This is a genomic window from Defluviimonas aquaemixtae (genome assembly GCF_900302475.1).
Classification (GTDB): Bacteria; Pseudomonadota; Alphaproteobacteria; order Rhodobacterales; family Rhodobacteraceae; genus Albidovulum; species Albidovulum aquaemixtae.
The window spans coordinates 1,112,901-1,139,808 of record NZ_OMOQ01000001.1 but is presented as its reverse complement, the minus strand read 5'-3'; the positions used below and the strand labels follow the sequence as shown (position 1 = coordinate 1,139,808).

29 protein-coding genes, 1 tRNA gene and 1 pseudogene are annotated in these 26,908 nt (G+C 64.9%); 9 read left to right on the top strand and 22 right to left on the bottom strand.

Annotation, left to right across the window (positions count from 1 at the left end):
• Nucleotides 1-22: 22 nt before the first annotated feature.
• The 15 genes from DEA8626_RS05650 to rpsF form a co-directional block, all read right to left on the bottom strand.
• Entirely contained in the window at nt 23-430 is a 408-nt protein-coding gene (locus DEA8626_RS05650; RefSeq protein ID WP_108852047.1) for a DUF3168 domain-containing protein, read from the bottom strand.
• The gene (locus DEA8626_RS05645) at nt 427-765 is read right to left on the bottom strand and encodes a head-tail adaptor protein (protein WP_108852046.1); all 339 of its coding nucleotides are present in this window, start codon (nt 763-765) and stop codon (nt 427-429) included. Before DEA8626_RS05645 ends, DEA8626_RS05650 begins: the two co-directional genes overlap by 4 nt.
• Nucleotides 762-1,358 (bottom strand): head-tail connector protein, encoded by a 597-nt coding sequence (locus tag DEA8626_RS05640; protein ID WP_108852045.1) that lies wholly within the window; start codon nt 1,356-1,358, stop codon nt 762-764. The genes DEA8626_RS05645 and DEA8626_RS05640 overlap by 4 nt, the downstream gene beginning before the upstream one ends.
• A 155-nt stretch (nt 1,359-1,513) precedes the next feature.
• On the bottom strand, nt 1,514-2,710 hold the full coding sequence (locus tag DEA8626_RS05635; RefSeq protein WP_108852044.1) for a phage major capsid protein: 1,197 nt from the start codon (nt 2,708-2,710) through the stop codon (nt 1,514-1,516).
• A 41-nt stretch (nt 2,711-2,751) separates the two neighbouring features.
• Nucleotides 2,752-3,306: an HK97 family phage prohead protease gene (locus tag DEA8626_RS05630; protein WP_108853334.1), complete on the bottom strand. Its 555-nt coding sequence runs from the start codon at nt 3,304-3,306 to the stop codon at nt 2,752-2,754.
• Nucleotides 3,307-3,319: 13 nt separating this feature from the next.
• Nucleotides 3,320-3,556, bottom strand: a complete 237-nt coding sequence (locus DEA8626_RS05625; protein WP_108852043.1) for a GTA head formation protein, RCAP_rcc01685 family — start codon at nt 3,554-3,556, stop codon at nt 3,320-3,322.
• A gap of 2 nt (nt 3,557-3,558) precedes the next feature.
• A complete protein-coding gene (locus DEA8626_RS05620; protein ID WP_108852042.1) occupies nt 3,559-4,728 on the bottom strand; it encodes a phage portal protein in 1,170 nt (389 codons plus the stop codon).
• Nucleotides 4,729-4,870: 142 nt separating this feature from the next.
• Nucleotides 4,871-6,214, bottom strand: coding sequence for a DNA-packaging protein (locus DEA8626_RS05615; protein WP_181366363.1), 1,344 nt, complete (start codon nt 6,212-6,214; stop codon nt 4,871-4,873).
• Nucleotides 6,162-6,488 (bottom strand): hypothetical protein, encoded by a 327-nt coding sequence (locus DEA8626_RS05610; RefSeq protein ID WP_108852041.1) that lies wholly within the window; start codon nt 6,486-6,488, stop codon nt 6,162-6,164. Before DEA8626_RS05610 ends, DEA8626_RS05615 begins: the two co-directional genes overlap by 53 nt.
• Before the next feature lie 193 nt (nt 6,489-6,681).
• Entirely contained in the window at nt 6,682-7,851 is a 1,170-nt protein-coding gene (gene mltG, locus DEA8626_RS05605) for an endolytic transglycosylase MltG (RefSeq protein ID WP_108852040.1), read from the bottom strand.
• Nucleotides 7,851-9,113 carry a beta-ketoacyl-ACP synthase II gene (gene fabF, locus DEA8626_RS05600; protein ID WP_108852039.1) on the bottom strand — a complete coding sequence of 421 codons (1,263 nt, stop codon included), beginning with the start codon at nt 9,111-9,113 and terminating at the stop codon, nt 7,851-7,853. The genes mltG and fabF overlap by 1 nt, the downstream gene beginning before the upstream one ends.
• A 900-nt stretch (nt 9,114-10,013) precedes the next feature.
• Nucleotides 10,014-10,757, bottom strand: a complete 744-nt coding sequence (locus DEA8626_RS05590) for a 1-(5-phosphoribosyl)-5-[(5-phosphoribosylamino)methylideneamino]imidazole-4-carboxamide isomerase (RefSeq protein ID WP_108853332.1) — start codon at nt 10,755-10,757, stop codon at nt 10,014-10,016.
• A gap of 471 nt (nt 10,758-11,228) precedes the next feature.
• Nucleotides 11,229-11,837 (bottom strand): 50S ribosomal protein L9, encoded by a 609-nt coding sequence (gene rplI / locus DEA8626_RS05585; protein ID WP_108852037.1) that lies wholly within the window; start codon nt 11,835-11,837, stop codon nt 11,229-11,231.
• A gap of 12 nt (nt 11,838-11,849) precedes the next feature.
• On the bottom strand, nt 11,850-12,077 hold the full coding sequence (rpsR, locus tag DEA8626_RS05580; RefSeq protein WP_105514010.1) for a 30S ribosomal protein S18: 228 nt from the start codon (nt 12,075-12,077) through the stop codon (nt 11,850-11,852).
• A 29-nt stretch (nt 12,078-12,106) separates the two neighbouring features.
• The gene (rpsF, locus tag DEA8626_RS05575; protein WP_108852036.1) at nt 12,107-12,466 is read right to left on the bottom strand and encodes a 30S ribosomal protein S6; all 360 of its coding nucleotides are present in this window, start codon (nt 12,464-12,466) and stop codon (nt 12,107-12,109) included.
• 217 nt (nt 12,467-12,683) lie between these two features.
• On the opposite strand from rpsF, the gene fabD reads away from it, so the two are divergent.
• The 3 genes from fabD (at nt 12,684) to DEA8626_RS05560 (ending at nt 14,856) form a co-directional block, all read left to right on the top strand.
• Nucleotides 12,684-13,610: an ACP S-malonyltransferase gene (gene fabD, locus DEA8626_RS05570; RefSeq protein ID WP_108852035.1), complete on the top strand. Its 927-nt coding sequence runs from the start codon at nt 12,684-12,686 to the stop codon at nt 13,608-13,610.
• A gap of 67 nt (nt 13,611-13,677) precedes the next feature.
• Nucleotides 13,678-14,415 carry a 3-oxoacyl-[acyl-carrier-protein] reductase gene (gene fabG / locus DEA8626_RS05565; protein WP_108852034.1) on the top strand — a complete coding sequence of 246 codons (738 nt, stop codon included), beginning with the start codon at nt 13,678-13,680 and terminating at the stop codon, nt 14,413-14,415.
• A gap of 207 nt (nt 14,416-14,622) precedes the next feature.
• On the top strand, nt 14,623-14,856 hold the full coding sequence (locus DEA8626_RS05560) for an acyl carrier protein (RefSeq protein WP_103256210.1): 234 nt from the start codon (nt 14,623-14,625) through the stop codon (nt 14,854-14,856).
• Between the two features lie 425 nt (nt 14,857-15,281).
• Here DEA8626_RS05560 and tig read toward each other — a convergent pair whose 3' ends face one another.
• Both tig and DEA8626_RS05550 read right to left on the bottom strand, forming a co-directional pair.
• On the bottom strand, nt 15,282-16,616 hold the full coding sequence (tig, locus tag DEA8626_RS05555; RefSeq protein WP_108852033.1) for a trigger factor: 1,335 nt from the start codon (nt 16,614-16,616) through the stop codon (nt 15,282-15,284).
• A gap of 20 nt (nt 16,617-16,636) precedes the next feature.
• Nucleotides 16,637-16,721: transfer RNA gene (locus DEA8626_RS05550), tRNA-Leu, on the bottom strand.
• A 181-nt stretch (nt 16,722-16,902) separates the two neighbouring features.
• Between DEA8626_RS05550 and DEA8626_RS05545 the strand changes: the two genes are divergently transcribed.
• Nucleotides 16,903-17,403, top strand: coding sequence for a Hint domain-containing protein (locus DEA8626_RS05545; protein WP_181366362.1), 501 nt, complete (start codon nt 16,903-16,905; stop codon nt 17,401-17,403).
• Nucleotides 17,404-17,406: 3 nt separating this feature from the next.
• On the opposite strand, the pseudogene DEA8626_RS05540 reads toward DEA8626_RS05545, so the two are convergent.
• A pseudogene (locus DEA8626_RS05540) lies at nt 17,407-19,080 on the bottom strand (NAD(P)H-hydrate dehydratase).
• A 180-nt stretch (nt 19,081-19,260) separates the two neighbouring features.
• Between DEA8626_RS05540 and DEA8626_RS05535 the strand changes: the two are divergent.
• A complete protein-coding gene (locus DEA8626_RS05535; RefSeq protein ID WP_108852031.1) occupies nt 19,261-19,599 on the top strand; it encodes a P-II family nitrogen regulator in 339 nt (112 codons plus the stop codon).
• Nucleotides 19,600-19,651: 52 nt separating this feature from the next.
• Nucleotides 19,652-21,058 (top strand): type I glutamate--ammonia ligase, encoded by a 1,407-nt coding sequence (glnA, locus tag DEA8626_RS05530; protein WP_108852030.1) that lies wholly within the window; start codon nt 19,652-19,654, stop codon nt 21,056-21,058.
• Nucleotides 21,059-21,120: 62 nt separating this feature from the next.
• Here glnA and DEA8626_RS05525 read toward each other — a convergent pair whose 3' ends face one another.
• Entirely contained in the window at nt 21,121-21,783 is a 663-nt protein-coding gene (locus DEA8626_RS05525) for a hypothetical protein (RefSeq protein WP_108852029.1), read from the bottom strand.
• A 219-nt stretch (nt 21,784-22,002) separates the two neighbouring features.
• Between DEA8626_RS05525 and dddP the strand changes: the two genes are divergently transcribed.
• Nucleotides 22,003-23,346 carry a dimethylsulfonioproprionate lyase DddP gene (gene dddP / locus DEA8626_RS05520; RefSeq protein WP_108852028.1) on the top strand — a complete coding sequence of 448 codons (1,344 nt, stop codon included), beginning with the start codon at nt 22,003-22,005 and terminating at the stop codon, nt 23,344-23,346.
• Nucleotides 23,347-23,367: 21 nt separating this feature from the next.
• Here dddP and DEA8626_RS05515 read toward each other — a convergent pair whose 3' ends face one another.
• Nucleotides 23,368-23,580, bottom strand: coding sequence for a hypothetical protein (locus DEA8626_RS05515; protein ID WP_108852027.1), 213 nt, complete (start codon nt 23,578-23,580; stop codon nt 23,368-23,370).
• A gap of 221 nt (nt 23,581-23,801) precedes the next feature.
• Here DEA8626_RS05515 and DEA8626_RS05510 point away from each other — a divergent pair, with 221 nt between their 5' ends.
• Together DEA8626_RS05510 and DEA8626_RS05505 are read left to right on the top strand one after the other, a co-directional pair.
• On the top strand, nt 23,802-25,019 hold the full coding sequence (locus DEA8626_RS05510) for a bifunctional alpha/beta hydrolase/OsmC family protein (protein WP_108852026.1): 1,218 nt from the start codon (nt 23,802-23,804) through the stop codon (nt 25,017-25,019).
• A 201-nt stretch (nt 25,020-25,220) separates the two neighbouring features.
• The gene (locus DEA8626_RS05505; RefSeq protein WP_108852025.1) at nt 25,221-26,057 is read left to right on the top strand and encodes a c-type cytochrome; all 837 of its coding nucleotides are present in this window, start codon (nt 25,221-25,223) and stop codon (nt 26,055-26,057) included.
• A gap of 49 nt (nt 26,058-26,106) precedes the next feature.
• Here DEA8626_RS05505 and DEA8626_RS05500 read toward each other — a convergent pair whose 3' ends face one another.
• Together DEA8626_RS05500 and DEA8626_RS05495 are read right to left on the bottom strand one after the other, a co-directional pair.
• Nucleotides 26,107-26,535 (bottom strand): DUF6314 family protein, encoded by a 429-nt coding sequence (locus DEA8626_RS05500; RefSeq protein WP_108852024.1) that lies wholly within the window; start codon nt 26,533-26,535, stop codon nt 26,107-26,109.
• Nucleotides 26,532-26,885 (bottom strand): hypothetical protein, encoded by a 354-nt coding sequence (locus DEA8626_RS05495; protein WP_146188836.1) that lies wholly within the window; start codon nt 26,883-26,885, stop codon nt 26,532-26,534. The genes DEA8626_RS05500 and DEA8626_RS05495 overlap by 4 nt, the downstream gene beginning before the upstream one ends.
• Nucleotides 26,886-26,908 lie beyond the last annotated feature (23 nt).

The window sequence follows — 26,908 nt, the reverse complement described above, 5'->3', positions numbered from 1 at the left end:
GGTCAGGCCCGGAGCCTCAGCCTCAGTCCTCGATCCGCGCTCTGAAGGTCAGGTCGATCCGCCGCACATCCGCCTTCTCGACTCGCCGCGCCCGCGCCGCCAGGAACCAGATCCCCACGAGCCGCCCGCGCGCCAGGATCAGCGTCGCCCCGGTCAGCGCATCCGACACCGCAGCGGCCACAGCCTTGGCGTTCTGAAATCCCGCCTGATCAGTCACGACGGAGACCGTAAACTCATGAAATGCGCCCCGGCTGACTTGATCGGAAGCATCGCGCACGTCCTCGGGCCCGATCGAGACATAGGTCCCCGTCACCGTCCCCGGCGGCACCGCATCGTAGATCGCGCCCGAGACAAGGGCGTCCAACGCCGAATCCGCCGTCAGCCGCTGGTAGATCGCCGCCTGCAACGCGGCCGCCGCTCCGTAGCTCATGCCACAACCTCCTCCTGCGCGAAGCAGGTCAGGTAATGCCCGCCGGCATCGGCTTCCGTGACGGCGGTGATGCGGAAGATCCGCGTCCCGTCCCTGAACCGCTGATCGGGCTTCGGCCGAGACGGCGCGCCCTGCGGAGTCGCCCGCACAGTGATCTTGTAGCCGACCGACGAGACGGTCACGAATTCCCCCGCCCGCTCTCGGCCTGAGCCGGGATCGACCTCGGCCCACAGCGCGCCCAAAGCGACCCAGTTCAGTGTCCAGCCGCCTGCGCCGTCCGGCACGCGCTGCGCCTCTTCAAGCACCAGCTTCCGGTTCAGCCTCGGCGCGCTCATGCCGCACCCCCGCCAAGAACGCGCACCGTCCGCCACCGCTCGATCAAGGCCATGACGCCGAAGGGCATCGCCTGTCCGGTCCCGGCCTCGTGCCGGTTCTCGTGATACTGCGCCGCCAGAAGAAACGCCGCCTGCCCGAGGTCCACCGGCACATCGGACCAGGCCGGCCCGAAGCCCGCAGTGAAGACCACTTCGGCCACCCCACCCACCGGGATCCCCGGCAAGAGCGCGCCATTGGCCACGATCTTCGGCCGGTGCGCATCCCGCTCCAGCCGGTACCGCGAAGGGTCGATCAGATCGGCCACGCCGTCGCGGTCCCTCACTGTGACCGACACAACCGCGCTGACTGGCGCCACCGGAAAGGCCTGGCAATCTGGCCAACGCCACGCATTCAGCTCCAACAGATGGTCCCGCGAGATCAGCGCCTTGCCGATCCTCCCTTCCACAGCCGCCAGGGCCGCCCTGAGATAGCTTTCGACTAGCGCATCCTGCGACCCGTCATCGGCGAACCCGGTGCCAAGCCGCAGATGGTCCTTGAATTCCGCCACCGGCAAGACCGCCTGCGGCACCGGTGTCATTTCGCTCAGCATCATGGATATCTCCGATCGTCGCGCCCCTCGCCTTGAAAGACGGACGCGGGCCAACCTCGCATTGCTCGGACGGAGGGAGCAGCTAGACAACACGAGGGCAAAGGCGACCCGCGCCCGAACGGCCGGGACCCGAAAGCCCCGACCAACTCGCGAGCCTCTTACGAGACGGCGAATTTCAGAAGCTTGATTGCGGCAAAGTCGCTCACGTCGCCGCCCACGCGCTTGGAGGCGTAGAAGAGGACATGCGGCTTGGCCGAGAACGGATCGCGCAGCACCCGCATGTCAGGTCGCTCGGCGATCGTGTAGCCATTGTAGAAATCGCCGAAGGCGATGGCATAGGCGTCAGTGCCAATATCCGGCATGTCCTCGGCCACCAGCACCGGATAGCCCATGAGCCGCGCGGGCTCGCCGGCGGCAAGACCGTCCGACCACAGGAACCGACCATCGGCATCCTTCATCTTCCGCACTGCACCTGCGGTCTTCGAGTTCATCGCGAAACTTGCGTTCGCTCGGTACTCGGCGTTCAGCGCGTAGACGAGGTCGATGATCGCGTCCGACGCATTGGTGGCCGAGAAATCGCCTGCAGCCCCCGTCGGCACATAGCCGAGCGATCCCCAGGCCCAGACTCCATTGTCCACCGCACTGTGGGTCAGGAAGCCCTTCGGCTTGTCCAGCCCGTCGCCCGAAATGAACGCCTGCGCCTCGGCGCGCGAGAACTTGTCCGCGATCCGCTCGGCGAGCCAACCCTCGACATCGAAAGCGCTGTCGTCCAGCAGACGCTGGCTCGCCTTCGGCATCGCCGACAACTCGTGCAGCGGGATCGATATGCGGTCGATCTGCGGCGTCCCCGTCTCGCTGATCGAGCCGGTTTCTGTTGCCCAGCCCGAGCCGAGATCGGTGTGATCAACGAGGACGTCGAACGAGGTCGCCTCGACGCTCACGACATTCGCGATGGCGCGCAGCGAGGAGGTCGACTTCAACACGCCCCGGATACGGTCGGACGTTTGCGGATCGACGAGGAACCCGCCCTCTGCATTCACTTGCGAGTTCAACGCCTTGCCCTCAAGGGTCAGCCCTCGGAGCCCATCGTCATCGCCCGAACGCAGATAGGCCGCGAACGCCTTTTTGTGAGGCGCCTCGCAGTCGACGGCCGTCGAAAGAACCGGGCGCCCGGGAGTGTACGATTTGCGATCCAGCATGGTCAGTCGCTCTTCCTGTTGTTGCAGCTTCGATTTCATGTCGTCCTGAAAGCCCTTGAACTCGCTCAGGAAACCCTGCAGCGCAGACTTCACCTCCTCGGCCGGCGCGTCGGACACGCCTTCCCCGGCCCGAGCCTTCGTCTCGGTCTTCTTCATACCCATCACCTCAAGTCAGGGGTTGCGTCGCACGGGCTGATTCATCGGCCCGCGACTGTCCGGCGCGCCTGATCGAACAGCGCCGCCAGTTCACGCAGTTCGATGGCTTCTGGCGAATCGCCTTTTGCCCCGAACCGCGCCTCGGGAAGCATCGGAAAGGTCACCAGGGACACCTCCCAAAGCTCCACCTCGCGAAGAAGCCGTAGCCCCTTCGCGTCCTTCTCCGCCGTTACCGTGCGGTAGCCGATGGACAGACCGTCGATCGCGCCCGCCGTAACCAGGGCCGCCGCCTCGCGCCCCCTCTCGACCTCGGTCAGAAGACGGCCCTTGACCTTCAGCCCACGCCTGTCCTCGACGATCTCATCCCAGACGCCGATCGGCTGGGCGGGATCGTGCTGCCACAGCATCCTCACCGTCCGGCCTTCCGTCTTCATCCGGGCGAGCGACTTACCGTAGGCGCCGGGCATCACGACATCGCCGCCCTGATCTGTGATGCCAAAAAGCGAAGCGTAGCCCTCGATCCTGCAGCCATCCGTGACGGCAATGTCCTCACCCAGCCGGCAGAACTTCATCTCCAACCCGTAATCACTTGTCATCATGTGATATTTCCTATTTCGGCCCGAATTCAATCACCGACTGCACCGCTTGACTAAGGATCACTCCGACGACCCCGAAGACCGTCATCCAAAGCCGCTTTTCGACCCCGAGGATCATCGCCTCGATCCGCTCCAGCCGTTTCTCGACCGTCTCGAACTGCAGGGCCATGATCCTTTCGGTGGCCTCAAAGCGGTGCTCATGGGCGCACTCGAACGGCTCCTTGAGATAGCGCGACCCCGCCCCGGCCATCGTTAGCCCTCGTCCGCGAGGGGCGGCAGGCCGAGAATGCTCCGCTTCTCGGCATCGGTCAGGAACGCCGCCTCGCCGACGCGCCTCCACTGCTGATCCCGTTCGGCTGCGAGCGCGGGCACCTGGTCCAGATCGGGTCGCAGCTCGATATGTTCGCCGAGATGCGTTGACAGCCAGTAGCTGACCGCCGCCGTGACCCGCGTCGCAAGCGGCAGGATCGTCAGCCGATAGAACGCGCGGTTCGCCTCCTGGTAGTTGGCGTAGGTCGCGTCCCCTGGAATGCCCAGAAGCATCGGCGGCACTCCGAAGGCCACTGCGATCTCGCGCGCCGCCGCCTCCTTGGTCTTCTGGAACTCCATGTCCGAAGGCGAAAAGCCCATCGGCTTCCAGTCGAGCCCGCCTTCCAGCAGCATCGGGCGGCCCGCGTTCCGCGCCCCCTGATGGTGCATCTCCATCTCATGGATCAGCCGGTCGTACTGGTCGCCCGACAGCTGAGCCTGCCCGTCCGCGCCCTTGTAGACGATCGCCCCCGAGGGCCGCGCGGCATTGTCCAGAAGCGCCTTCGACCAGCTCGACGCCGAATTGTGGACATCCACCGCCACCGCCGCCGCCTGCATCGGCGACAGACCATAATGGTCGTCCTGCGGATGAAACGACTTGATGTGGCAGACCGGATCGACCGGCCCGGTCATGTCGAAGCGATGCTTGCGCCCGCCGACCGTGTAGTCATAGGCCACCGGCCAGCCATCCGCTCCCGGCACGAGGCTCATCCGGTCCGAACGCAGGATGTGCAGCTCCGTTGGCAGACCGCCGCCTACAGCTTCGACATAGCCGTTCCCGCTCAGCAGAAGCTGACCGTACAACGCCTCGAACAGCTCCGCCCGCCCCTGACCCGGATTGGGCCGGCGCATCAGCTCGATCACCGGATGCACATCGTAGCGCCGCTCCCCATCCTGGCAGATCAGCGGCAGGGCGGCGGCCGCCTCGGCGATCAGCTTCACCGCCCGAAAGCCGACCGGATTGCCCGAGAACCCAGTCTTCGTCAGGCTCACCGCGTCCCGCGGCGACCATGCCACGCGGCCCGACGATCCCCAGGCCACGACCCGCCCCGTGGCCGAAGCCTTCTGCTCCGGAACCGCGCCCTCGGCGCGCCGGAAGAAATTCCATGCCATCGCAATTCTCCTGTGTCCGCCCGCATCGGGACCCGCCGGCCTCGACCTCAGGCCCGCTCTTCATCTTGGCCGAAATGCCTTTGGGGGAGCCCCGGACCCGATCCGGGGCGCGGGGGGCAGACAGCCCCCCGTCCGGCGCGCGTCACAAGCGCCTGACCTGCGGTCTCCGCCACTTCGCCGCCGGCTCCACGATCAGCTCGGTCAGCGCCCAGACCAGCGCATCCACCCGGTCGGGCGATCCGTTGCCTTCAAAGCCACGCGCCGTCATGCGGCACATCTGGTCCTCGAGCGGCCCGAGCCCCCGCACATGCTGAACCCGCCCCTGCTCGTAAAGCGCCGCCACCGGCTCGGCCCGCGCGACCTTGCCGCGCGATGCGTGGACCGCCCGGTAGGCCACCGTCGGATCGACCTGTCGCACGACGCTTTCGACGAGTGCCCCGCCCTGGTTGACTTCCGCCACCAACCGGTCCGCGCCGTGCCGCTCCATCGCCGCGACCGCCGCCCGCGCCCAGGTATCGGGGCTCGCCGCGCTCACCGAGGCATCCTCCAGAACCCAGGCCCGCCACTCCGACGGCGGCCCATCGGTCACCGCCCCCACGACGACGATGCCGCATTCGTCCGATCCCTTGTGCCCGGTAACCGGCGGATCGACCGCCACGACGATCCGACTCAGCCGCTCGGGCGCCCTGGACCGGCAGGCCTCAAGCCCGCCCGTGGTCCAGAGCGCCCCTTCCGCATCCTCCAAAAGCACGCCGTCCAGTTCCTGCCGGCCCAGCCGCGTGCCCGCATAGCGCGCTCGCACCTCTTCAATGAATGACGCCGCCAGATAGGCCTTGTTCGCTTCCGTCGGCGCCTGCGTAAGCACGGTCGAGGGGTTCTGCAGGATCGCTTTCAGCACGCCCACGTTCTTTGGCGTCGTCGTGACGACCTGCTGCGGATGAGTGCCGAGACGCAGCGCAAATTGCAGCATGTCCCAGGTTTCCTGTGCCTTCTGCCACTTTGCCAGCTCATCGACCCAAGCGGCGTCGAATTGCGGGCCACGCAGACTGTCAGGGCTGAAGGCGGAATAGACTTCGCCCACCGCCCCGTTCGGCCAGACGAGGCGCTTGCGCGTCGCCTCCCAGACCGGCTTCCGGTCGGGCGGCGACACGTCGAGGATTCCGCTATCCCCGAAGATCATGACCTCGCGGACCTGATCCACCGTCTCGCCGACCAGCGCCACCCGCCGGGCCTGACCGGGGTCCAGCGGCCGTGGCCCCTCGACCTGCGACCGGACCCACTCGGCGCCGGCGCGCGTTTTGCCCGCGCCGCGTCCGCCCATGATGACCCAGGTCTTCCAAGCGCCCTCCGGTGGCAACTGGTGCGGCAGCGCCCAGAACTCGAAGAGCCAGGGCAGCGCCATCAGCGCCTCGTCCGACAGCCCCGCAAGGAACTCATCCACCATCTCCGGCGTCGCGGAGGCGAGCCAGGCGGCGGCCGATTTCATCCCGGGCCGCATCGAGGTCGAGCGCGTAGTCGTAGGCGACTCCGGCTTCCAGCTTGTCGAGTTTCGCAACCTTCGCCCTTTCCTCGAAGACCATCAGAAGCGCCTGCCGCAGATCCCGGCAGGACCGCGTGGCCTCCTTTAGCTCGTCGAATTGATTCCGTTTCAGTCGCTCCATCGCGGCATCGATCTCCGCGATCAGCGCCCCGAGAAGCCCCACGGCCTGATCGACCATGGACTGGTCTTTCGGCCCTTCGACCGCATTCCCCGTTGTCATTCAGTCAGTGCCCGCCTCTCATGCCTGTCCGCACGAGCGAAACGGAAAAGCGGCCAGAGGGTTGCCCCTCGGCCGCTTGCCCACTTCTTCTAGCATGCCCGAAGGTATATCCGGGTCCGTTCGCGAAGTCAATAAATTTATTATTATCAGATAGTTAATGAACCGTACGCCGAAACGCTAACGGCAACGCCACCTACTGCCCCGCCTCCTGTTCGGCCTCCTGCTCCGCCTCGATCGCGCGCCAACGCGCGACGTTCTCGTTGTGCTCGGCCAGGGTTTGGGCGAAAACGTGCCCGCCCGTGCCGTCAGCCACGAAGAACAGGAAGTCGGAGCTTTCGGGGTTCAGCGCCGCTGCAATGCTCTCACGGCCCGGATTGGCGATCGGGGTCGGTGGCAGCCCGTCGATGACATAGGTGTTCCACGGCGTCCGTCCGCGCAGTTCGCTCTGCCTGAGCCCGCGGCCCAGCACGCCCTGCCCCTTGGTAAGCCCGTAGATCACAGTCGGATCGGTCTGCAGCTTCATGCCCTCTCTCAGCCGGTTGACGAACACGCTCGCGACCAGGGGCCGCTCTTCCGGCACGCCGGTTTCCTTTTCGACGATCGACGCCATGATCAACGCCTCTTCGGGCGTCGAATAAGGCAGATCGTCCGACCGTCCAGGCCAGAGCTCGGCTAGAACCTGTTCCTGCCGCGTCGACATCTGGTTCAGAATCTCCGCCCGCGCTACGCCCTTCGTCACCTCGTAGCTGTCAGGCGCGAGCGTGCCCTCCGGAGGCACCTCGCCCGGCTCACCGTCAAGGAAGTCGGCGCGCTTCAGCGCCTCGACCACCTGCCAGCTCGTGACGCCCTCGGCGAGCGTCACGCGGAACCTCAGATCGGGGTCCTCCAGCCGGTCGACATAGGTCTGCGGCGCGGCCTCGGCGGCGGGATCGAACTTGGCGACCTCTGCATAGCGGTTCGTCGCGGGATCGAGTTCGCGCATCAGCATCTCTGCGTCGTTGACCCCGATGCGGTAGTTCACCTCGGTGCCGCAGGTCGACTGGCCGCTTTTGGTGATTGCCCCGACGATGCCAGCCATCGATTCCCCGGGCCCGATCAGGAACGATCCTGCCTTCAGGTCGCCCGCCTTGCCTTCATAGTCCGCGCCGACACGGAAGATGTAGTCCGACCGGATCGCGCCCTCTTCCTTGAGCGATTGGGCCACGCCCCGCATGGTCGCGCCCCGCTCGACCTTGAAGCAGATCGCCTCGGTCAAAGGCCCAAGTCCGGAATACTGGTTCTTGCCCCACGCGATCGCCGCCGCCACGGCGGCCAGCATCACAATGGCCACGGTCAGGAAGTTCGAAGCGATGGCCCGCCACATTAGTCCCGCGCCCGCCCCATGATAAGCGAGGCATTCGTGCCTCCGAAGCCGAAAGAATTCGACAGCGCCACGTTGATCTCGCGTTTCACGGCCGCGTTCGGCGCCAGATCGAGCTTCGGTTCGACCGCCGGATTGTCGAGGTTGATTGTCGGCGGCGCCACCTGGTCGCGCAGCGCCAGAACGCAGAAGATTGCCTCGACCGCACCCGCCGCTCCCAGCAAGTGACCGATCGCCGATTTCGTCGAGGACATCGTCGCCTTCGCGGCTGCGTTGCCCATTAGCCGCTCAACCGCGCCAAGCTCGATCGTGTCTGCCATGGTGGAGGTGCCGTGGGCATTGATGTAGTCGATCTCTGACGGCTCCAATTCCGCCCGGGCCAGCGCCGCCTTCATGCAGCGATAGGCGCCGTCGCCGTCTTCGGAGGGCGCGGTGATGTGATAGGCGTCACCGCTTAGGCCATAACCCAGTATCTCGGCGTAGATCTTCGCGCCGCGTGCCTTGGCGTGCCCGTATTCCTCGAGCACGACGACGCCCGCGCCCTCGCCCATCACGAACCCGTCGCGATCGGCGTCATAGGGCCGCGAGGCCTTTGTCGGATCTTCGGGCCGCTTCGTCGACAACGCCTTGCAGGCGTTGAAGCCCGCGATCCCGATCTCGGAAATCGGGCTCTCCGCGCCGCCTGCGATCATCACGTCGGCATCGCCCCATTGAATCAGCCGCGCCGCGTCGCCAATCGCGTGGGCGCCGGTCGAACAAGCGGTGACAACTGCGTGGTTCGGTCCCTTGAATCCGTACCTTATCGAGACCTGACCCGAGACGAGATTGATCAACGCTCCGGGGATGAAGAACGGCGAAACGCGCTTCGGCCCCTTCTCCTTGATCAGGACCGCCGTGTCAGCAATCGACGACAGCCCGCCGATGCCCGACCCGATCATCACGCCGGTGCGCATCCGGCTTTCTTCGTCCTCGGGCGTCCAGCCGGCATCCTTCACCGCCTGGTCGGCCGCGGCCATTCCGTAGAGGATGAAATCGTCGACCTTGCGCCGGTCCTTGGGCTCCATCCAGTCGTCGGGATTGAAGGTGCCGTCCGTGCCGTCTCCCATCGGGATCTCGCAGGCATAGGTTGTCGTGACATTCGACGTGTCGAACCGGGTGATCGGTCCCGCGCCTGATTGTCCCGCGACCAGCCGGCTCCAGGTTTCCTCGACGCCGCACGCCAGCGGCGTGACCATACCAAGACCCGTTACGACGACCCGACGCATGCTACCTCCGGCATTCGGTTTCGTTCCGCTCCTTCTATCCGAGCGTCTGGACAGTGAAAACCCCGCTTGACCCTTGCCGATCGCGCCGGCTGGGCGAAGACTTGCCGCGTCCCGGACGCGCCGTTCACGTTCCCGCAGTTTCCGGCGGCAGCGCCGCCTTCGGTGTTCTCAACTACAACTGGCTCGCCCAGGTCCGCATAGAATATGGCGCCGACCCGCGCTCAGACGTCGACCGGACCGAACTCGTCCATGCGTTCGGATTCTACGACCGGCCCCATTTCATCCGAGAAGTCCTTCGACTGTGCGGGCTCCACCCCAGCGCCATCTCGCCGAACGCCGCGCCAATCCCGGTTTCGGCCTCGGCAAGCATGTCGTCTTCGCTCCGCACGAACTTCCGTGATCTTCAAGCCGGTCGTTCCGGCGCCCCGCTACAATGCGCTCGCGACATTCAACGAGGAATCGACGAAAGCGCCACCCTTTGGCACAATCTCACAACGCCGGACGATATGGCGCAATGGATAGGCAACGTCGCAGCCTTGCAAACCGACGGTGGTTCCCCGCTCAGCCCGGGCGCGGTGCCGATCTTTCACGCCTGCGGCAAACGCCGCGCGAGCGAAGGGATTGAGTGCTAACCTCAACGCCGGCTCGGCGGTCGCTCCGTTCGGGGCCCAGTCACCGCGATCTGCACCTATTCGTTGTCGGGCTCGAACCTGACATCCGCCGGGCTGGAAATCGACTTCCGCGCAAGTGGCCCAATGGCGCTCCTCGTGCCGCTCCTACGGCCGATGATCCTGCGCGCGGACGGCGCTCAGATGATCCGTCCCAAGGCGCTTGTCGAACCTCGGCGCAACGCCGGCTAGAACCCAGCGACCTGCCAACTTGCCATTTGGCCCGCGTCCGTCAGATGAACTCCGCCACGTGCGAGGTGTCAGGCCGCGCCTCTTTCAGCGCCTCGCCGAGATCGAGCGTCTTGTGGTAAAGCGCCCGCCCCACGATCGCGCCCGACACCGAGCCGAGCAGCCTCAGCCGCGAGATGTCATCGAGCGTGCGGACGATCCCCGAGGCGATGACCGGCACCTTCGACTTGTCGGCGATCTTTGAGATCAAACCGAGCGAGCGGTCGGATTCATCTAGGTCGGCGTCGATATCCGTGACGATCATCGCGGCGAAGGGCGTGCCCTTGAACGCGTCCACGAAGCCTTCCGGCGTGTAGACGCTCTGCTGCTTCCAGCCCTCGATCAGGACATGGCCTTTCCAGATATCGACGGCCAGCACGATCTGGTCGGGGTGATGGTCGGCGAGTTCCTTGACCAGGTGCGGATTGTTCGCGGCCAACGTGCCAACGACGATGCGGCCCGCGCCAAGATCGATCCACTCCTCGATCCGGTCACGCGATCGGAAGCCGCCACCGAGTTGCACCGGGATGCCCGCGCCCCGGATGATGTTCAGCACCGTCTGACGGTTGATGTCCTTGCCCTGCATCGCGTCGAAATCGGTGACATGCATCCATTCCGCGCCGGCATGGGCGAATTCCTGCGCCTTCGCGACCGGATCGACATGCCAGATCGACGGCTCCTCCAGCCTGCCCCGATGCAAACTCACACACCGGCCGTTCATCAATTCGATCGTAGGATAAAGGATCATCTGCGCGCCTCCCATGTTTCCCCGAGGGCAACGCCATCCGGGGGTTGCGGCCAACCGCATCGCCATGACGCGTTGCCCGCCGGCAGATGGTAAGTCTGATAAGGTCAAAGCCAAAGGCGATTCCGACGTTTTTTGAGAAGATTCCGCCAGAATCGATCTGGCGGCGGCGGCCCGCAAATCGCGCGTCAATGGCGAATGCGCGTGATTGCGGCGCCGGGACAAGGCGTTCGGAAGAACGCTCGCCGAAGAGAACGGTCCCGGGACGCCCCTGCCCGAAGATAGCGCCAGATGTCCGCCTTCGGGACGGATCGGACACTATCCGGAAGCGCGCCGGGCGGAGTGGGGGGTTCGGTGCCGGTATCCGAGCGGCCGCAATGTTCCGCGAAGCACTCCAGCGTGGCTGAGTGACAGGCGCAAGAAAAAACCGCGCCGGAAGGGCGCGGTTCTCTGTTTTGCGGGGGAAGTCCCGGATTACTCCGGGCGCGGTTCGACTTCGGGCTGCTCGGCTTCGCCGAGGTCCTGTCCCGCGGCACCGATATCGTCGAAAAGTTCGGCGATCTCGAATTCCGCGGCTTCCTGTTCCGCATGTGCGAGGTCCTGGATCGACTTGCCTGCGGCCTGAAGTTCGGCCTCTTCGTTCGAGCGCGCGACGTTCAGCGTGATCGTCGCCGAGACCTCCGGGTGCAGCACGATTTCGACCTCGTGCAGACCAAGCTCCTTGATCGGCCGGCTTAGGACCATCTGCTTGCGGTCGACAGTGAAGCCCGCGTCGATGGTTGCATCGGCCACATCGCGCGGCGTGACCGAGCCGTAAAGCGCACCCGCGTCGGAGGCCGACCGAATCACGATGAAGGTCTGGCCGTCGAGTTTCTCGGCGACCTTCTCGGCCTCCTTGCGGGTCTCGAGGTTCTGGGCTTCGAGCTGGGCCTTCTGAGACTCGAAGCTCTTGATGTTGTCTTCCGAGGCGCGGAGCGCCTTGCCTTGGGGCAGCAGGAAGTTGCGCGCGTAGCCGTCCTTGACCTTGACGACTTCGCCCATCTGGCCAAGCTTGGCCACGCGTTCGAGAAGGATCACTTGCATCGTCGTGTCTCCTTACTTTACGGCATAGGGCAGCAGCGCGAGGAAGCGCGCGCGCTTGATGGCGCGGGCCAGTTCACGCTGCTTCTTCGCCGAAACGGCGGTGATGCGGGCGGGTACGATCTTGCCGCGCTCGGAGATGTAGCGCTGCAGAAGACGGACATCCTTGTAGTCGATCTTCGGCGCGTTGTCGCCCGAGAAGGGACAGACCTTGCGGCGGCGGAAAAACGGCTTGTTCGCCATGTGTTGGGCTCCTTTCCTCGAGGCTCAGATCAGCGACGGTCGCGGCGGTCGCCACGGTCGCGGTCATCACGCTTCTGCATCTGCACCGAGGGACCATCCTCGTGCTTGTCGACCTTGATCGACATAACGCGCATCACGTCATCATGCAGACGGGCGAGGCGCTCCATTTCCTGAACGGCGTCCGACGGCGCGTCGGTGCGCAGGAAGGCGTAGTGACCCTTGCGGTTCTTGTTGATCTTGTAGGCCATCGTCTTGACGCCCCAGTACTCGTGATCGACGACCTTGCCGCCGTTGTCTGCAAGCACAGTGGAGAAATGTTCGACGAGGCCTTCGGCCTGCGCGTTGGAAAGGTCCTGACGCGCGATGAGGACATGCTCGTAAAGCGGCATGCGTTCTCCTGACTTTTCAGGCGGCTTCAACGGCGGGTATCGACCCTCCGCGACCCGCCACGAGAGGCTACGCCGGTTCCCATGAATGCGGAAGGATGGGGCCTTATACATGGATCGCGACGCGATGCAAGCGGCGGGCTTGCTGCGCGCTCCGGGCTGGTAAAGCTGTGCGTCCCGCGCTATCGGAGTGTTGAACGTCATTGGGAGGGGCATCGCGATGCGCGCATTCGTATTTCCGGGCCAGGGAGCGCAGGTGATCGGCATGGGGCACGCGCTGGCCGAAGCCTATCCCGCCGCAAAGGCGGTCTTCGACGAGGTTGACGAGGCTTTGGGCGAAAAGCTCTCCGCCCTGATCTGGGACGGCGAACAAGACACTCTGACGCTGACCGAGAACGCCCAGCCCGCGCTGATGGCGACCTCGATCGCGGCAATGCGGGCTCTCGAGGCCGAGGGGATCGCCGTCACGTCTGCGGCTTACGTCGCGGGACACAGCCTTGGCGAGTATTCGGCGCTTTGTGCCGCAGGCAGCCTGACAATCGCAGATACCGCAAAGCTTCTGAGGCTGCGCGGCAAGGCGATGCAGGGGGCCGTGCCGGTCGGCCAGGGTGCGATGGCAGCACTTCTGGGCCTCGATTTCCACACGGCCACGGCGGTGGCGAAGGAAGCCGCAAAGGGCGAGATCTGCCAGGCGGCGAACGACAACGACCCCGGACAGGTGGTCGTTTCGGGTCACCGCGGCGCGGTCGAGCGGGCGGTGGAGATCGCCAAGTCCAAGGGGGCGAAGCGAGCGCTGCTCCTGCCGGTTTCCGCGCCCTTCCACTGTGCGCTCATGGGGCCTGCGGCGGCGGCGATGGCCGATGCCTTGAGCCACGTCCACATAGAGGAGCCGGCAGTTCCGCTGGTTGCCAACGTGACCGCGCATGACGTGACAGACCCGGCGACCATCCGCAGCCTTCTGGTGGAGCAGGTCACGGGATCGGTCCGCTGGCGTGAGAGCGTGGAGTTCATGGTATCAAAGGGTGTAACGGAGTTCTGGGAGGTCGGCGCGGGCAAGGCGCTATCGGGCATGATCCGCCGGATCGCGAAGGAAGCCGAGACGCGCGCCGTCGGCAACCCGGAAGACGTTCAGGCCGCGAAAGGCTGAGGCGACGCGGAGAGCGGTGCCCTCCCCAATCCCACCCGAGGTATTTGCGTAAGAAAAGGAGAGGCGCATGTTCGATCTGACGGGAAAGGCGGCGCTCGTAACCGGCGCGTCGGGCGGGATCGGCGGCGCAATCGCAACGGCGCTGCACGGCGCCGGCGCCACGGTTGGCCTGTCCGGAACGCGCGAGGCGCCGCTTAAGGAGCTGGCCGGCGAACTCGGTGAGCGCGCGCATGTTCTGCCCTGCAACCTCTCCGATCCCGAGGCGGTGGAGGCCCTGCCCAAGCAAGCGGTCGAGGCGATGGGGGCGGTCGATATCCTCGTGAACAACGCCGGGATCACGCGCGACAATCTCTTCATGCGAATGTCGGACGAGGAGTGGCAGCAGGTCATCGACGTCAACCTGACCGCGACCTTCCGGCTGTGCCGCGGGGTTCTGAGGGGCATGATGAAGGCGCGCTGGGGGCGGATCGTCAACGTGACCTCGATCGTCGGCACGACGGGCAATCCCGGTCAGGGCAATTACTGCGCGACAAAGGCCGGTCTGACGGGCATGTCGAAGTCGCTCGCCCAGGAGGTCGCGAGCCGGGGTATCACGGTGAATTGCGTCGCGCCGGGCTTTATTGCGACGGCGATGACCGACAAGCTGACCGACGATCAGAAGGCGCGGATCTCAGCGCAGATTCCTGCCGGCCGCATGGGCAACCCGGACGAGATCGCCTCCGCCACGCTCTATCTGGCGAGCGCCGAGGCTGGCTACGTCACCGGCGCAACTCTGCATGTGAACGGCGGCATGGCGATGATCTGAGGCTGGCCGGCGATCCGTGCGGGACGGCACATTATCCGCGATTGCGAAAGCGTTTGCCTCGGGATTAGACTGTGCTATAGGCGGCCACGATGCGCCGGCGGGCTGATGCTCCGCACCGGCGGCCTTCGCGAAATAGGCGGGGCGTGAGCCGCTCGGACAGAGCAAGGGACTAGAAGGCGGGAAACCCCGCGAGAATGAGGATTTGACATGAGCGACATCGCAGATCGCGTAAAGAAAATTGTCGTCGAGCATCTGGGCGTCGAAGAGGACAAGGTGACGGAAAGCGCCTCGTTCATCGACGATCTGGGCGCGGACAGCCTCGACACGGTCGAGCTGGTGATGGCGTTCGAGGAAGAATTCGGGATCGAGATTCCCGACGACGCGGCCGAAACGATCCAGACTTTCGGCGATGCGGTGAAGTTCATTTCCGAAGCCGCCTGAGCGGATACGGAGCGAGCTTGAAACGGCGCCCCTTCGGGCGCCGTTTTCGTTGGACATGCCCTGAAACCGTCCTGCTGCTCCCAGTGCCGCTGGACAGAACGGTCAATCAGATTCCGGCATTGAACGCCTGCTCCGCCCGGCTTTGCCGCGCCAAGCATGCGCCGGTTTCGGATCTGCTCACCCACGCGCGTCGCGATCCCGGCTCAAACCGGACCCAAACTCGCGGCATGGGCTATGCTTGGCCGGGCGCACCGGTCGGCGCTTCGCAAGTGCCGTTATCGCTCCCCGTTTAGACTCCTCCGCCACAGAGCCCACTGGGCCGAGCTCGCATCAGCTTCCCGTCCGATCGCAGGAGTTTTCCGCGCTACCGATGAAAAAAGGCCGCGCTACCGCGCGGCCTTTCGCAATTCGTGGGTTCTCCCCGGTCAGATCTCGTCCAGCGCCTCGACGGCCTTCTGTAGCTTGTCCTTCGAGACCTCTTTTTCGGTCACCTTCGCGCCCTCGACGATCAGATCGACGACCTTGTCCTCGAAGATCGGCGCGCGCAGCTGCTGCTGCATCTGCGGGTTCTTCTGCACAAACTCGAAGAAGGCCCGCTCCTGACCCGGATACTGCCGCGCCTGGTTCATCACCGCCTGCGTCATTTCGGCGTCGGTGACCTCGACTTCCTTCTTGCGCCCGATCTCAGCCAGCAAGAGGCCAAGCCGGACACGGCGTTCGGCGAGCGACTTGTGCTCCTCTGTCGGCTTGATCTCGGGGTGATCGTGGCCCTCGTGGTCAGGGTTCTCGTCGTGCCACAGCTGATGCGCGATCTGACCCGCCTCGGTCTCGACGAGGCTCGGCGGCAGGTCGAATTTCACCATCTTGTCGAGCTCATCGAGAAGCGCCCGCTTCATTACCGAACGGGAGGCGCCGGCATACTCGGCCTCCAGCCGCTCGCTGATCTGGCCCTTCAGCGCTTCGAGGCTCTCGGCCCCGAACTGCTTGGCGAGCTCGTCGTCGATCTCGGCCGGCTTTGGCCCCTTGACGGCTTTCACGGTGCAGTCGAAGACCGCTTCCTTACCAGCAAGATGCTTCGCACCGTACTCATCCGGGAACGACACCTTCACCGCGACCTCGTCGCCCGCCTTCACTCCGACGAGCTGTTCCTCGAAGCCCGGGATGAACGAACCGGAACCGATTTCCAGCGGGTAGTCTTCACCCGCCCCGCCTTCGAAGGCCTCGCCATCGATCTTGCCGACGAAGTCGATCACAACCTGGTCGCCGTCCTTGGCCTTGGTGCCCTTTTTCTTGTCCTCGAAGTTCTTGGCCGACTTCGCGAGATTCTCGAGCGCCTCGGCCACGGCCTTGTCATCGGCCTTCACGATAAGCTTCTCGAGCTTCAGCTTCGAAAGATCGACCTCCGGGATCTCCGGCAACGCCTCGTAGGACATCTCGACAACGACGTCGTCGCCTTCCTTCCAGTTCTCGCCGCCCTGCATTTCGACCTTCGGCTGCAGCGCAGGCCGGTCTCCGGTCGACTCGAAGTGATCCTTCATCGCGCCGTCGATCGCGTCCTGCATCGCGTCGCCGAGGATGCGCGGGCCGAACTGCTTCTTCAGGAGCCCCATCGGGACCTTGCCTTTGCGGAAGCCCTTCAACTCGACTTCCGGCTGCGCCTCGGCGAGCTTCTCGTTGACCTTCGCGTCCAGATCGGCGGCCGGCACGGTGATCGTGTAGCTGCGCTTCAGACCTTCGTTCAGGGTCTCGGTGACCTGCATTCCTACGTCCTTTTTCCTCTTGGTGCGGGTGGAGGGACTTGAACCCCCACGCCTTGCGGCGCCAGAACCTAAATCTGGTGCGTCTGCCAATTTCGCCACACCCGCAATGCCTGAAAACGGCCCGCCCGTTCAGCGTGGCGCCGGACCGCTCCCGAAATCCGCGTCCTTCTAACAATATCGCACCGCGGATGCGAGCGGAAAAAGCGCCCCGGAAATGGACCGCGCGAAACCAAATCTTGACACAGTCGGAATGAAGAATTCGGGGTGGGAACATAGGGGTGACGACATGACGTGGATGACGGAAGAGCTTGCGGTTCGCACCGCCCCCGGCGCGGGCCGGACGGATGGGACAAGGGGCATCGCAGCGGGGACCATCGTGCTCACGCTCGAGGGCGCGTTTCCGGTGGAGTTCCTCGTACCCGGCGACCGGGTGATCACGAGGACCGGCCTCTGCATCCTTCGCGACATCAAGGTGCACCGCTATTCCGGCCCCGCGATCCGCCTCAGGGCGGGCGCGCTCGGCCACGACCGGCCCGACCAGGACCTCCTCCTGCCCGACGAGACGCCGATCGTATTGCGCGACTGGCGGGCCCGGGCTCTGTTCGGCGCGCCCGAGGTGGTGGTGCCGATCCGCCGCGTCGCCGACGGCGAATTCGTCGCGCCGACAACAGTGCTCTCGATGCGGGTCTTTGACCTGAGGTTTGACACGGCCGAGGTTGTCTATGCCGAGGGGCTGGAACTGGTCTGCGAACCGGCCCGGTGCGAGATGGCTAGCGCCGCCGGGTAGCCCTCAGAGCCCCAGATCGCGGAAGACGGCCGGCACCGCTTCCGGCAGGTCCTCGGCGATCAGTCCCGGCCCGAACCTGCGGGCACATTCGACATGCAGCCAGGCGGCGATCTCGGCGGCCTGCATGGGCGCGAACCCGCGCGCCAGAAGCCCCGCGATGAAACCCGACAGCACATCGCCCGACCCCGCCGTCGCAAGCCACGGCGCGGCGCGCTCGTAGTGAGCGGAGTTGATCGAACAGCGCCCGTCGGAATCCGCGATCACCGTATCCGGCCCCTTGTAAAGCACGACGCAGCCCGCCCGCTTCGCCGCCTCGCGCGTCGCGTCCACCTTTGAATAGGCCGGTCCCTTGGCGGCCGGCGCGGCGAGCTTCTCAGCAATATCCGGGAACAGGCGTCCGAACTCCCCCGAATGGGGCGTGAGGACGCATGTATCATGCAGCGCGGCCAAAAGATCGGGCTTGCCCGCGAGAATGGTCAACGCATCCGCATCCAGCACCGATGCCCGCCCTGCCCCGAGGACACCCGCGACCAGCGCCGCTTCCCGCTTCCCCGTCCCAAGTCCTGGCCCGAGCCCAAGCGCGTTGATCCGCTTGTCCTCCAGCACCACCGCCAGTGCATCCGCATCCGCGATGGGCTCCAGCATCACCGCATCGAGCCGCGCGGCGTTTTCTGTGAGCGCCTCGGGCGGGCAGCCCACGGTGACAAGCCCCGCCCCGATCCTGAGCGCCCCCCGCGCGGCAAGGCGGGCAGCGCCGCCCTTGGCCGGTCCGCCGGAGAGGATCAGGGCATGGCCGTGGGTGTACTTGTGAGCATCCACCGTTTTCGCGAGTCGTTCCCGCATCGCTGGCCCGCCCGCAACCGCCTGAGGCTCACGAAACATGTCCGTCTCCCACCGTTGCACCGGCGTCGCCGAAGTGTGACGCGCCTGTCATTCAACGATCCCCGCGTAACGATCCCACGGGCCAAGGCCAATATCCTTGACGACCACATGGCCGCAGAGCCGCCGTCCCCAATCGTTCTTATGTCCGATCTTCTGTTTGTGAAACGTGACCGTTAGGTTGGCGGGGACGGCCATCCGGGGATCGGCAGTCCCCACAATCTCGCCGGTGTCGGAGGAGATTCCGCTTGGAATATCAACCGCGACAGTTCGTACGTCGCTCAATTCCGGCATCGCAGCATACAGGTCGGTGAGTTCCAGAATCGGCAATAGACCTTCAATCGAACGGGTAAGTCCTGTTCCGAATAGGGCGTCGATCAACAATGGCTGGTCTTCGCGAACGCGAACATACATCGCTTCGTTGAAGGATTCCCCGTCTGCGTCAGTAAGATTGGGGAAGTCGAGAAGGCGCACCTCCCCCATCCCGCACCACCGCTCATAGTTCACCTTCGCATCCGGCGGCAGATTTTCGGGGTCGCCATAGAGAAAAACTTCCACCTCCCAGCTCCACTCCTTCAGCAGCCGCGCCGCGACAAACCCGTCGCCGCCATTGTTGCCCGGCCCGCAGAGCACCACCGCTCGGTGCGATGTCGCCTTCAGCTCTGGCCATTCCTCGAATATTGCCTCGACCACGCCCCGCCCGGCGCGTTCCATCAACTCGAGACCAGTAACCTCGCCCGAGGCGATCGCGGCCTCTTCGATGGCGCGCATCTGTGCGGCGGTAAGAAGTTCGGTCATCGATCGCCGCCCCAAGAGTTATTAAACTGCCCTGCCGACGGGCGAGTTGCACAAAATTTAGGCAACAGCACCAGAATCCCGGACGCCACCGCCCTGCCCCGACCCTAGCCAATTGTGCTGGCCGAGCGGAAGTGCTGACAGGGGCCGGACCGCAGGAACTGGCCCCGGGGAGAGTCGCCGATGAAGAAGATCGAAGCCATCATCAAGCCTTTCAAGCTCGACGAGGTGAAGGAAGCGCTTCAGGACGTCGGCGTACAGGGGCTGTCGGTGATCGAGGTCAAGGGCTTCGGCCGTCAGAAGGGCCACACGGAACTCTACCGCGGCGCCGAATATGTCGTCGACTTCCTGCCCAAGGTAAAGATCGAGGTCGTCCTGCCCGACGATCTCGTCGACGCCGCGATCGAGGCCATCGTTTCGGCCGCCCGTACCGACAAGATCGGCGACGGCAAGATCTTCGTCTCCCCCGTCGAACAGGTCATCCGCATCCGCACCGGCGAGACCGGCGAGGACGCGATCTGAATCCCGGGCCCCCGCCCGATCCAAGAACACGGCAATGAAAAGGACAGACATCATGAGCGCAAAGGACGTTCTCAAGCTGATCAAGGATGAAGAGGTCGAGTATGTCGACGTCCGCTTCACCGATCCGCGCGGCAAGCTTCAGCACGTGACGCTGATCGTCGATATCATCGACGAGGATTTCTTCGAGGAAGGTTTCATGTTCGACGGCTCGTCGATCGCCGGCTGGAAGTCGATCGACCAGTCCGACATGAAGCTGATCCCGGACACGTCGTCGGTTTATATCGACCCGTTCTACGCCGAAAAGACGCTCTGCGTGCACTGCAACGTCGTCGAGCCCGATACCGGCGAACCCTATAGCCGCGATCCGCGCTCGACCGCAACGAAGGCGGAAGCCTATCTCAAGGCCTCCGGCATCGGCGACACGGCATATTTCGGACCCGAGGCCGAATTCTTTGTCTTCGACGACGTCCGCTACTCTGTCGCGATGAACAAGGTCTCGTTCGAGGTCGACGCCGCAGACGCCGCCTGGAACACCGACACCGAATACGAAATGGGCAACTCGGGCCACCGCCCGGGCGTCAAGGGCGGCTACTTCCCCGTCAATCCGACTGACGCGGCGCAGGACCTGCGTTCCGAGATGCTGTCGACCATGAAGCGCATGGGCATGAAGGTCGACAAGCACCACCACGAGGTGGCGTCGTGCCAGCACGAGCTGGGGCTGATCTTCTCCTCGCTGACCGACCAGGCCGACAATATCCAGAAGTACAAGTATGTGATCCACAACGTGGCGCACGCCTATGGCAAGTCGGTCACCTTCATGCCGAAGCCGATCAAGGGCGACAACGGCACGGGAATGCACGTCAACATGTCGATCTGGAAGGGCGGAAAACCCTTGTTCGCCGGCGACAAGTACGCCGATCTCAGCCAAGAGGCGCTGTGGTTCATCGGCGGCATCCTCAAGCACGCCAAGACGCTGAACGCCTTCACCAACCCCGCGACGAACAGCTACAAGCGCCTGATCCCTGGCTTCGAGGCACCGGTCCTGCGCGCTTACTCGGCCCGCAACCGCTCGGGTTGCGTGCGCATCCCGTGGACCGAAAGCCCCAAGGCGAAGCGCGTCGAGGCCCGCTTCCCCGATCCGGCGGCCAACCCCTATCTCGCCTTCTCGGCTCTGCTGATGGCCGGTCTCGACGGGATCAAGAACAAGATCGATCCGGGCCCGGCTTCAGACAAGGACCTCTACGACCTGCCGCCCGAGGAACTGGCCGACATCCCGACCGTCTGCGCGTCGCTCCGAGAAGCGCTGGAATCGCTCGAGGCCGACCACGACTTCCTCCTTGCGGGCGACGTATTCACGAAAGACCAGATCGAGGGCTACCTGGCGCTGAAGTGGGAAGAGGTCTACGCCTACGAACACACGCCGCACCCGGTCGAGTACCAGATGTATTACAGCTGCTGATCCCACCCAGAACCATCATGGAAAGGGCGCCTCCGGGGCGCCCTTTGCCTTTTTTAGCCCGCTCACCAGATCACGTGCGGTTGCGGATGCAGGACCGCCGCGAACGGCCCGGCCGAAAAGTAAAGGATCAGCTGCCCTCGCTCGGAGGCGTTGAGCGGCTGCGTCAGGTCGTAGATGCGGTATCCATGCCCGCCAACCGTCGAGGATGCATAGACATTCGGCAGCGCCCCATCCGACGGATAGTCGTCGGGGATCGTCTCCAGAACATCCAGATCGGCGCCCTTCAGGTTTCCGATCCGGACATAGGCCCGCGCGCCGGGCTTCGCGCCTGTCGCGATCCTGACCCGGATGATGTCGCCTGTCATCCGGCGCGGGATCTCGAACTGCGCGGGCGGCTTCGGCGTGCCCTCGATTTGCTTGTCGGGCATCGGGACCTCCTCGCCCGGGCCGGTCTGAACGGGCGGGCCCACGACCTCGACTACCTCGGCAGGATGGCTCATCATGATCTGCGCGCCCGGCGCAACCTTCATGCTTTCCTTCACAGTCCCGCCGAGGTCGCAATGCTCGACCTCAAGCGCGACCGCGCCCTCGGACCTGCCGGTGAGCCCCTGGCTTTCGATGCTGATCGCAGGCAGGACGAGCCGCAGTTCCTCCCACACGTCGCGGATGCGCTCGGCCGCTTCCAGTAGGTGCTTCGGAAATTCGAACGGGACATCTTTTGCCATTGTCTCCACCTCTTTTCGGCGCCGGGCGCCGTCACATGAGCCGACCCGGCAAGACGCCAAGACAATAGCAGCCGCTCCGGAACCGCTCTTGATCGCCATCAATCCTGCGCCGCGGATTGATGGCGATCTCAGCCAATTTCCGACATCGCGGGTCGCGAAAGGCAAAGCCCCTGCCGTGCCCCGCGCCGAAGCTTCGCGCGACACCGGAAGGCACGTACCATGGATACTCACTACGCCCACCGCCGCAAGATTGACCCCACGAAGGGCGCTCACCTGCCCGACGGGAGCCCTAACGACAACGACCGGGTCGAGATCGGACCGACCCAGCTTGCCTTTCGGGAATGGGAGGCAGCGGGGCTGACGCTGCCCAACCTCGAACGCATGCGCGAATTTCGCTGGAAGCGGATGACCCAGGCCATCGTCGACCGCGGCTGGGGCGGGCTCCTCATGCTCGACCCCCTCAACATCCGCTACGCCACCGATTCCACCAATATGCAGCTATGGAATACCCACAACCCGTTCCGCGCGGTCCTGATCTGCGCCGACGGCTACATGGTGATATGGGACTACAAGAGTTCGCCCTTCCTGACCGAGTTCAATCCGCTCGTCCGCGAGCGGCGTTCGGGCGCGTCGATGTTCTACTTCTCCGCCGGCGACAAGGGCGACGCGGCCGCTAAGGGCTTCGTCGCGGAAGTCGACGAACTGATGCGCGCCCATGCGGGAACCAACCGCAGACTCGGCGTCGACAAGATCCTTGTTCATGGGCTCCGGGCGCTCGAGGCGTCCGGCTTCACCGTCGAGGAAGGCGAGGAATGCACGGAAAAGACCCGCGCCATCAAGGGGCCGGACGAGGTCCTCGCGATGCGCTGCGCCAACGACGCCTGCAACAAATCCGTCGCCGCGATGGAACTCGCCTGTCGCGAAGGCGTGCCGGGTGGCAACATGAGCGAAGACGACGTCTGGGCGGTGCTTCACGCCGAAAACATCAGGCGCGGCGGCGAATGGATCGAGACGCGACTTCTCACCTCCGGTCCGCGCACCAATCCGTGGTTCCAGGAGTGCGGCCCGCGCATCATCCAGCCGAACGAGATCGTGGCCTTCGACACTGACCTCGTCGGCTCCTACGGCATCTGCATCGACATCTCGCGCACCTGGTGGGTGGGCGAGGCCAAGCCCACGAACGCGATGATCTACGCGATGCGCCACGGGCATGAGCACATCATGACGAACATGGAAATGCTGAAACCCGGTGTCAGCTTCCGCGAGCTTGTCGAAGGCGGCCACCGCCTCGACGACCAGTTCCAGATGCAGAAATACGGCTGCAAGATGCACGGTGTCGGGCTTTGCGACGAATGGCCGCTCATCGCCTATCCCGATCAGGCCGTCGAGGGCGCGTTCGACTATGTAGTCGAGCCGGGCATGGTCTTCTGCGTCGAGGCGCTCGTCTCGCCCGAGGGCGGCGATTTCTCGATCAAGCTCGAAGATCAGGTGCTGATCACCGAGACAGGCCACGAGAACCTGACGACCTATCCGTTCGACGAACGCCTGATGGGGCTGGCCTGAGCCAGCCCCGCCGGCGGGCGCCTACGGCGTCCAGTGCGACCGCCTGACATTGCCGTGCCAGTCCTCGACCGCCGCCGCCTGGGCGGCGCGGTCGGTCGGCAGCGGCGCGTCAGCGCCTGAGGCGAACAGAGCGAACGTCCCGAGAAGGACGAGGACGACGGCTCCGACAGCCCTGTCGCGTCGATGGCTCGACACGGTGGGGCGGCGGCTTTCGAGGCAATCTGTGCAGGTCATCGGTTTTCTCCAGCGTGACTAAATCATCATCCGCAATCTACCCGAGCTGACACCATCATGAAAACGAATGTATTTGATCGAGTACATCATGCTTCATGATGAACCGCCTACGCCGCCGAACATGACATCCGCTCACCTGTCTGTGACGCCCTGCCCTGCTCCCTTGCCGCGAAGCCGCTTCGCCCGCAGTCTTCAGCCGTCAGCGATCAGAGGAGACGGACATGGCGACCGAACGGATCACCTTCCCCGGACATTCCGGCGCCGAGCTTGCGGCGCGGCTCGACCTGCCTGAAGGCGAGCGTCTCGCCACGGCACTCTTTGCGCATTGCTTCACCTGCGGCAAGGACGTGGTCGCCGCGCGCCGGATCGCGGGCGCGCTCGCTGCAATGGGCATCGCCGTCCTCAGGTTCGACTTCACCGGGCTCGGCCAGTCCGGCGGCAAGTTCGCCGAAACCGGCTTCCTGTCGAACGTCTCGGATCTGGAAGCCGCAGCGTCCTATCTCACGGATCGTGGCATGGCGCCGTCGCTCCTGATCGGCCATTCGCTCGGTGGCGCGGCCGTGCTGAAGGCTGCCGGCCAGATCGAAAGCGTCCGGGCCGTCGTCACGATCGGCGCGCCCTACGATCCCGGCCACGTCACCCACAACTTCGCCGACGCGCTCGACCGGATCGAGGAAGAGGGCGAGGCCGAGGTCGATCTTGGCGGCCGCCCTATCCGCATCGGCCGCGACTTCGTCCGCGAGGTCGCGGCCGAAGAGTTGTCCGGCCCCATCGCCAGCCTCAAACGTGCGCTTCTCATCCTCCACGCCCCGCGCGACGCGATCGTCGGCATCGAGAACGCGGGCGAGATCTTCAAGGCGGCGAAGCACCCGAAAAGCTTCGTCACCCTCGACGGCGCCGATCATCTGATCTCTGACCCCGCCGATGCCGACTACGCCGCCGAGGTGATCGCCGCCTGGTCGGCCCGCTATCTCGACCTGAAGGCGCCGGAGCCGCCGAAAGGCGCGCCTGAGGGCATCGTCCGCGTGTCCGAGGCCGATCCAGACGGCTTCCTCCAGAACGTCAATCACGGGCCGAAGCACCACGCGCTTGCCGATGAGCCCACGGATTACGGCGGCACCGATCGCGGCATGACGCCCTACGGCTTCCTCGCGGCCGGACTCGGCGCCTGCACCTCGATGACGATCCGCATGTATGCGCGGCGGAAGAAATGGCCGCTCACCCATGTCCGGGTCGACGTGAGCCACGACAAGGTCCATGCCGAGGACTGCGCGGACTGCGAAAAGGGCGCGAAGATCGACGTCTTCAAGCGCGAGATCACGCTCGAAGGCGATCTCGACGAGGAACAGCGCGCGAAACTTCTCGAAATCGCCGACAAGTGCCCGGTTCACCGGACCCTCGAAAGCGCCTCACACATTGAAACGCGACTCGCCGACTGAGTCGCGCCGCCCCGGCGCGCAGCGCCACCGCAGGGCTATGTCCTTCCGCGCTGATGCAATCTGCGCGGATTGCGGCCCGTGAAAGTTCGGCACCCGGGCCGGCTTCCCCCGCACATCGCAAATCTCTGGCGGCAAAAACCGTGCTACCATGGGGACTTCCGCGCGAACGTTCAGGCGCGGTCTGAATGGGAGGGACATCACATGAAAGCGTTGCTTGCCATCGCCGCCGGACTGGCGGCGGGCGCCGCTGCCGCCGAACCTTCAGTGGAGCGCGGCAGTTACCTCGTGACCGGACCTGCCGGCTGCGGAAATTGCCACAGCCCGCTCGGTCCCGACGGGTTCACCCCCGGCAAGGAACTCAGCGGTCGCCTGGTTCTGGAAGTACCCGAATTCACCGCCTATTCGGCGAACATCACGCCCGCTGGGCGGGTCGCGGACTGGACCGACGAGGAGTTCGCCCGCGCGATCCGCGAGGGTCTTCGCCCCGACGGATCGCTCATCGGGCCGCCGATGCCATTCGCGATGTATCGCGGGCTCAGCGACGACGACGTGATGTCGATCGTGGCCTATCTTCGCACGATTCCGGCGGTCGAGAACGAGGTGCCGGAAAGCATCTACAATATCCCGCTGCCGCCCGATCACGGGCCAAAGATCGACCACGTCGCGGATATCCCCGCGGGCGTCACGGTCGAATATGGCGCCTACCTCGCCGGACCCGTTGCGCATTGCATGGAATGCCACACGCCCATGGGACCCGAGGGCCCGATGCTGGACACCGCGCTCGGTCAGGGCGGGTTCGCCATACCGGGGCCCTGGGGCGTTTCCGTCTCGTCGAACCTCACGACACATGTCGATGGCCTCGCAGGCTACAGCGACGACGAACTTGCAACAATGATCACCAAGGGGATGCGTCCGGATGGATCGCAGATGATGCCGCCGATGCCCTACCCGTTCCTCGCGAAGATGACTGAAGACGATCTCGCAGCGATCATCCTCTACCTGCGCACCCTGCCACCGTTGCCGGACTATGAGGGATAGGCCAAGCCGCAATTCGCGGGCGGCGCGGCAGCGCGCCGTCCGCATTATTCTATCCCGCGTCGCTCTCGCGCGAATAGCGGCTGATCATCGTGTAGTCCTTGCGCGGCCCAGAGACGACCCAGACGGCGCTCCAGTTGGGCCAGCCGCTGAAATCGTAGCGCACCCGGTACTCGTCAGGGGCGCAACGATGCCGCGCTTCCGGCTCGACGGGATCGAAGTCGTGAAACGGCTGCCCGTCGCCATAGTCGACCGCGATGCGCCCGTCGGCCTCACGCCAAAGGTAGTCGCGAACCGCCTTCATCTCGGGGCCTGGCCCAAGCTTCAGATGGCCTTCCTCGTGATAGTGCAACCCGACCGGCGCGGGGCGGAACACGGCCCGGCCCTCGAACCGCCCCTCGGTCTTGCCCATCCGGTCCTGTATCACACGCCTTAGTTGCCATAAACCTTCAAAATCAGCAAGTTGCGGAGAAAATCTCATTTTTCTTGATAAGCTCCCACCGTGATATCTCCGGCGCTGCCCACGAAGCGCAACCGCCCGGTTTCCGTGTCGCGCTCAAGCGCATAGCAACTCCATCTCTCCGACGGCGGCCAGACCGAACAGTACCGGCCGCTTTCCGCCCGCCAGCGCCCCTCGCTTTCACCCGCGCCCGCTCGGTAGGTCGTCCCGCCGCCGTCGCGGAAGTCCTGGCGCGCGCCGTCCTCATAGGCGAGGCTGCGGCCGGTGAGCGCCTGAAGGATCGCGGCGGCGTCCAGCGCCTGCCAGTCCTCCGCCGCGACTGGCCCGGCCAGTCCCGCAATGAGGCCGCAGACCATGGCCCATCGCCGCATCGGCCTTCCCCTTCTTGCCACCC

Coding starts and splice junctions, on each gene's coding strand:
- DEA8626_RS05650 (WP_108852047.1), bottom strand. CDS start 430: ATGAGCTACGGAGCGGCGGCCGCGTTGCAGGCGGCGATCTACCAGCGG.
- DEA8626_RS05645 (WP_108852046.1), bottom strand. CDS start 765: ATGAGCGCGCCGAGGCTGAACCGGAAGCTGGTGCTTGAAGAGGCGCAG.
- DEA8626_RS05640 (WP_108852045.1), bottom strand. CDS start 1,358: ATGATGCTGAGCGAAATGACACCGGTGCCGCAGGCGGTCTTGCCGGTG.
- DEA8626_RS05635 (WP_108852044.1), bottom strand. CDS start 2,710: ATGAAGAAGACCGAGACGAAGGCTCGGGCCGGGGAAGGCGTGTCCGAC.
- DEA8626_RS05630 (WP_108853334.1), bottom strand. CDS start 3,306: ATGACAAGTGATTACGGGTTGGAGATGAAGTTCTGCCGGCTGGGTGAG.
- DEA8626_RS05625 (WP_108852043.1), bottom strand. CDS start 3,556: ATGGCCGGGGCGGGGTCGCGCTATCTCAAGGAGCCGTTCGAGTGCGCC.
- DEA8626_RS05620 (WP_108852042.1), bottom strand. CDS start 4,728: ATGGCATGGAATTTCTTCCGGCGCGCCGAGGGCGCGGTTCCGGAGCAG.
- DEA8626_RS05615 (WP_181366363.1), bottom strand. CDS start 6,214: ATGAAATCGGCCGCCGCCTGGCTCGCCTCCGCGACGCCGGAGATGGTG.
- DEA8626_RS05610 (WP_108852041.1), bottom strand. CDS start 6,488: ATGACAACGGGGAATGCGGTCGAAGGGCCGAAAGACCAGTCCATGGTC.
- mltG (WP_108852040.1), bottom strand. CDS start 7,851: ATGTGGCGGGCCATCGCTTCGAACTTCCTGACCGTGGCCATTGTGATG.
- fabF (WP_108852039.1), bottom strand. CDS start 9,113: ATGCGTCGGGTCGTCGTAACGGGTCTTGGTATGGTCACGCCGCTGGCG.
- DEA8626_RS05590 (WP_108853332.1), bottom strand. CDS start 10,757: ATGATCCTTTATCCTACGATCGAATTGATGAACGGCCGGTGTGTGAGT.
- rplI (WP_108852037.1), bottom strand. CDS start 11,837: ATGCAAGTGATCCTTCTCGAACGCGTGGCCAAGCTTGGCCAGATGGGC.
- rpsR (WP_105514010.1), bottom strand. CDS start 12,077: ATGGCGAACAAGCCGTTTTTCCGCCGCCGCAAGGTCTGTCCCTTCTCG.
- rpsF (WP_108852036.1), bottom strand. CDS start 12,466: ATGCCGCTTTACGAGCATGTCCTCATCGCGCGTCAGGACCTTTCCAAC.
- fabD (WP_108852035.1), top strand. CDS start 12,684: ATGCGCGCATTCGTATTTCCGGGCCAGGGAGCGCAGGTGATCGGCATG.
- fabG (WP_108852034.1), top strand. CDS start 13,678: ATGTTCGATCTGACGGGAAAGGCGGCGCTCGTAACCGGCGCGTCGGGC.
- DEA8626_RS05560 (WP_103256210.1), top strand. CDS start 14,623: ATGAGCGACATCGCAGATCGCGTAAAGAAAATTGTCGTCGAGCATCTG.
- tig (WP_108852033.1), bottom strand. CDS start 16,616: ATGCAGGTCACCGAGACCCTGAACGAAGGTCTGAAGCGCAGCTACACG.
- DEA8626_RS05545 (WP_181366362.1), top strand. CDS start 16,903: ATGACGTGGATGACGGAAGAGCTTGCGGTTCGCACCGCCCCCGGCGCG.
- DEA8626_RS05535 (WP_108852031.1), top strand. CDS start 19,261: ATGAAGAAGATCGAAGCCATCATCAAGCCTTTCAAGCTCGACGAGGTG.
- glnA (WP_108852030.1), top strand. CDS start 19,652: ATGAGCGCAAAGGACGTTCTCAAGCTGATCAAGGATGAAGAGGTCGAG.
- DEA8626_RS05525 (WP_108852029.1), bottom strand. CDS start 21,783: ATGGCAAAAGATGTCCCGTTCGAATTTCCGAAGCACCTACTGGAAGCG.
- dddP (WP_108852028.1), top strand. CDS start 22,003: ATGGATACTCACTACGCCCACCGCCGCAAGATTGACCCCACGAAGGGC.
- DEA8626_RS05515 (WP_108852027.1), bottom strand. CDS start 23,580: ATGACCTGCACAGATTGCCTCGAAAGCCGCCGCCCCACCGTGTCGAGC.
- DEA8626_RS05510 (WP_108852026.1), top strand. CDS start 23,802: ATGGCGACCGAACGGATCACCTTCCCCGGACATTCCGGCGCCGAGCTT.
- DEA8626_RS05505 (WP_108852025.1), top strand. CDS start 25,221: ATGAAAGCGTTGCTTGCCATCGCCGCCGGACTGGCGGCGGGCGCCGCT.
- DEA8626_RS05500 (WP_108852024.1), bottom strand. CDS start 26,535: ATGAGATTTTCTCCGCAACTTGCTGATTTTGAAGGTTTATGGCAACTA.
- DEA8626_RS05495 (WP_146188836.1), bottom strand. CDS start 26,885: ATGCGGCGATGGGCCATGGTCTGCGGCCTCATTGCGGGACTGGCCGGG.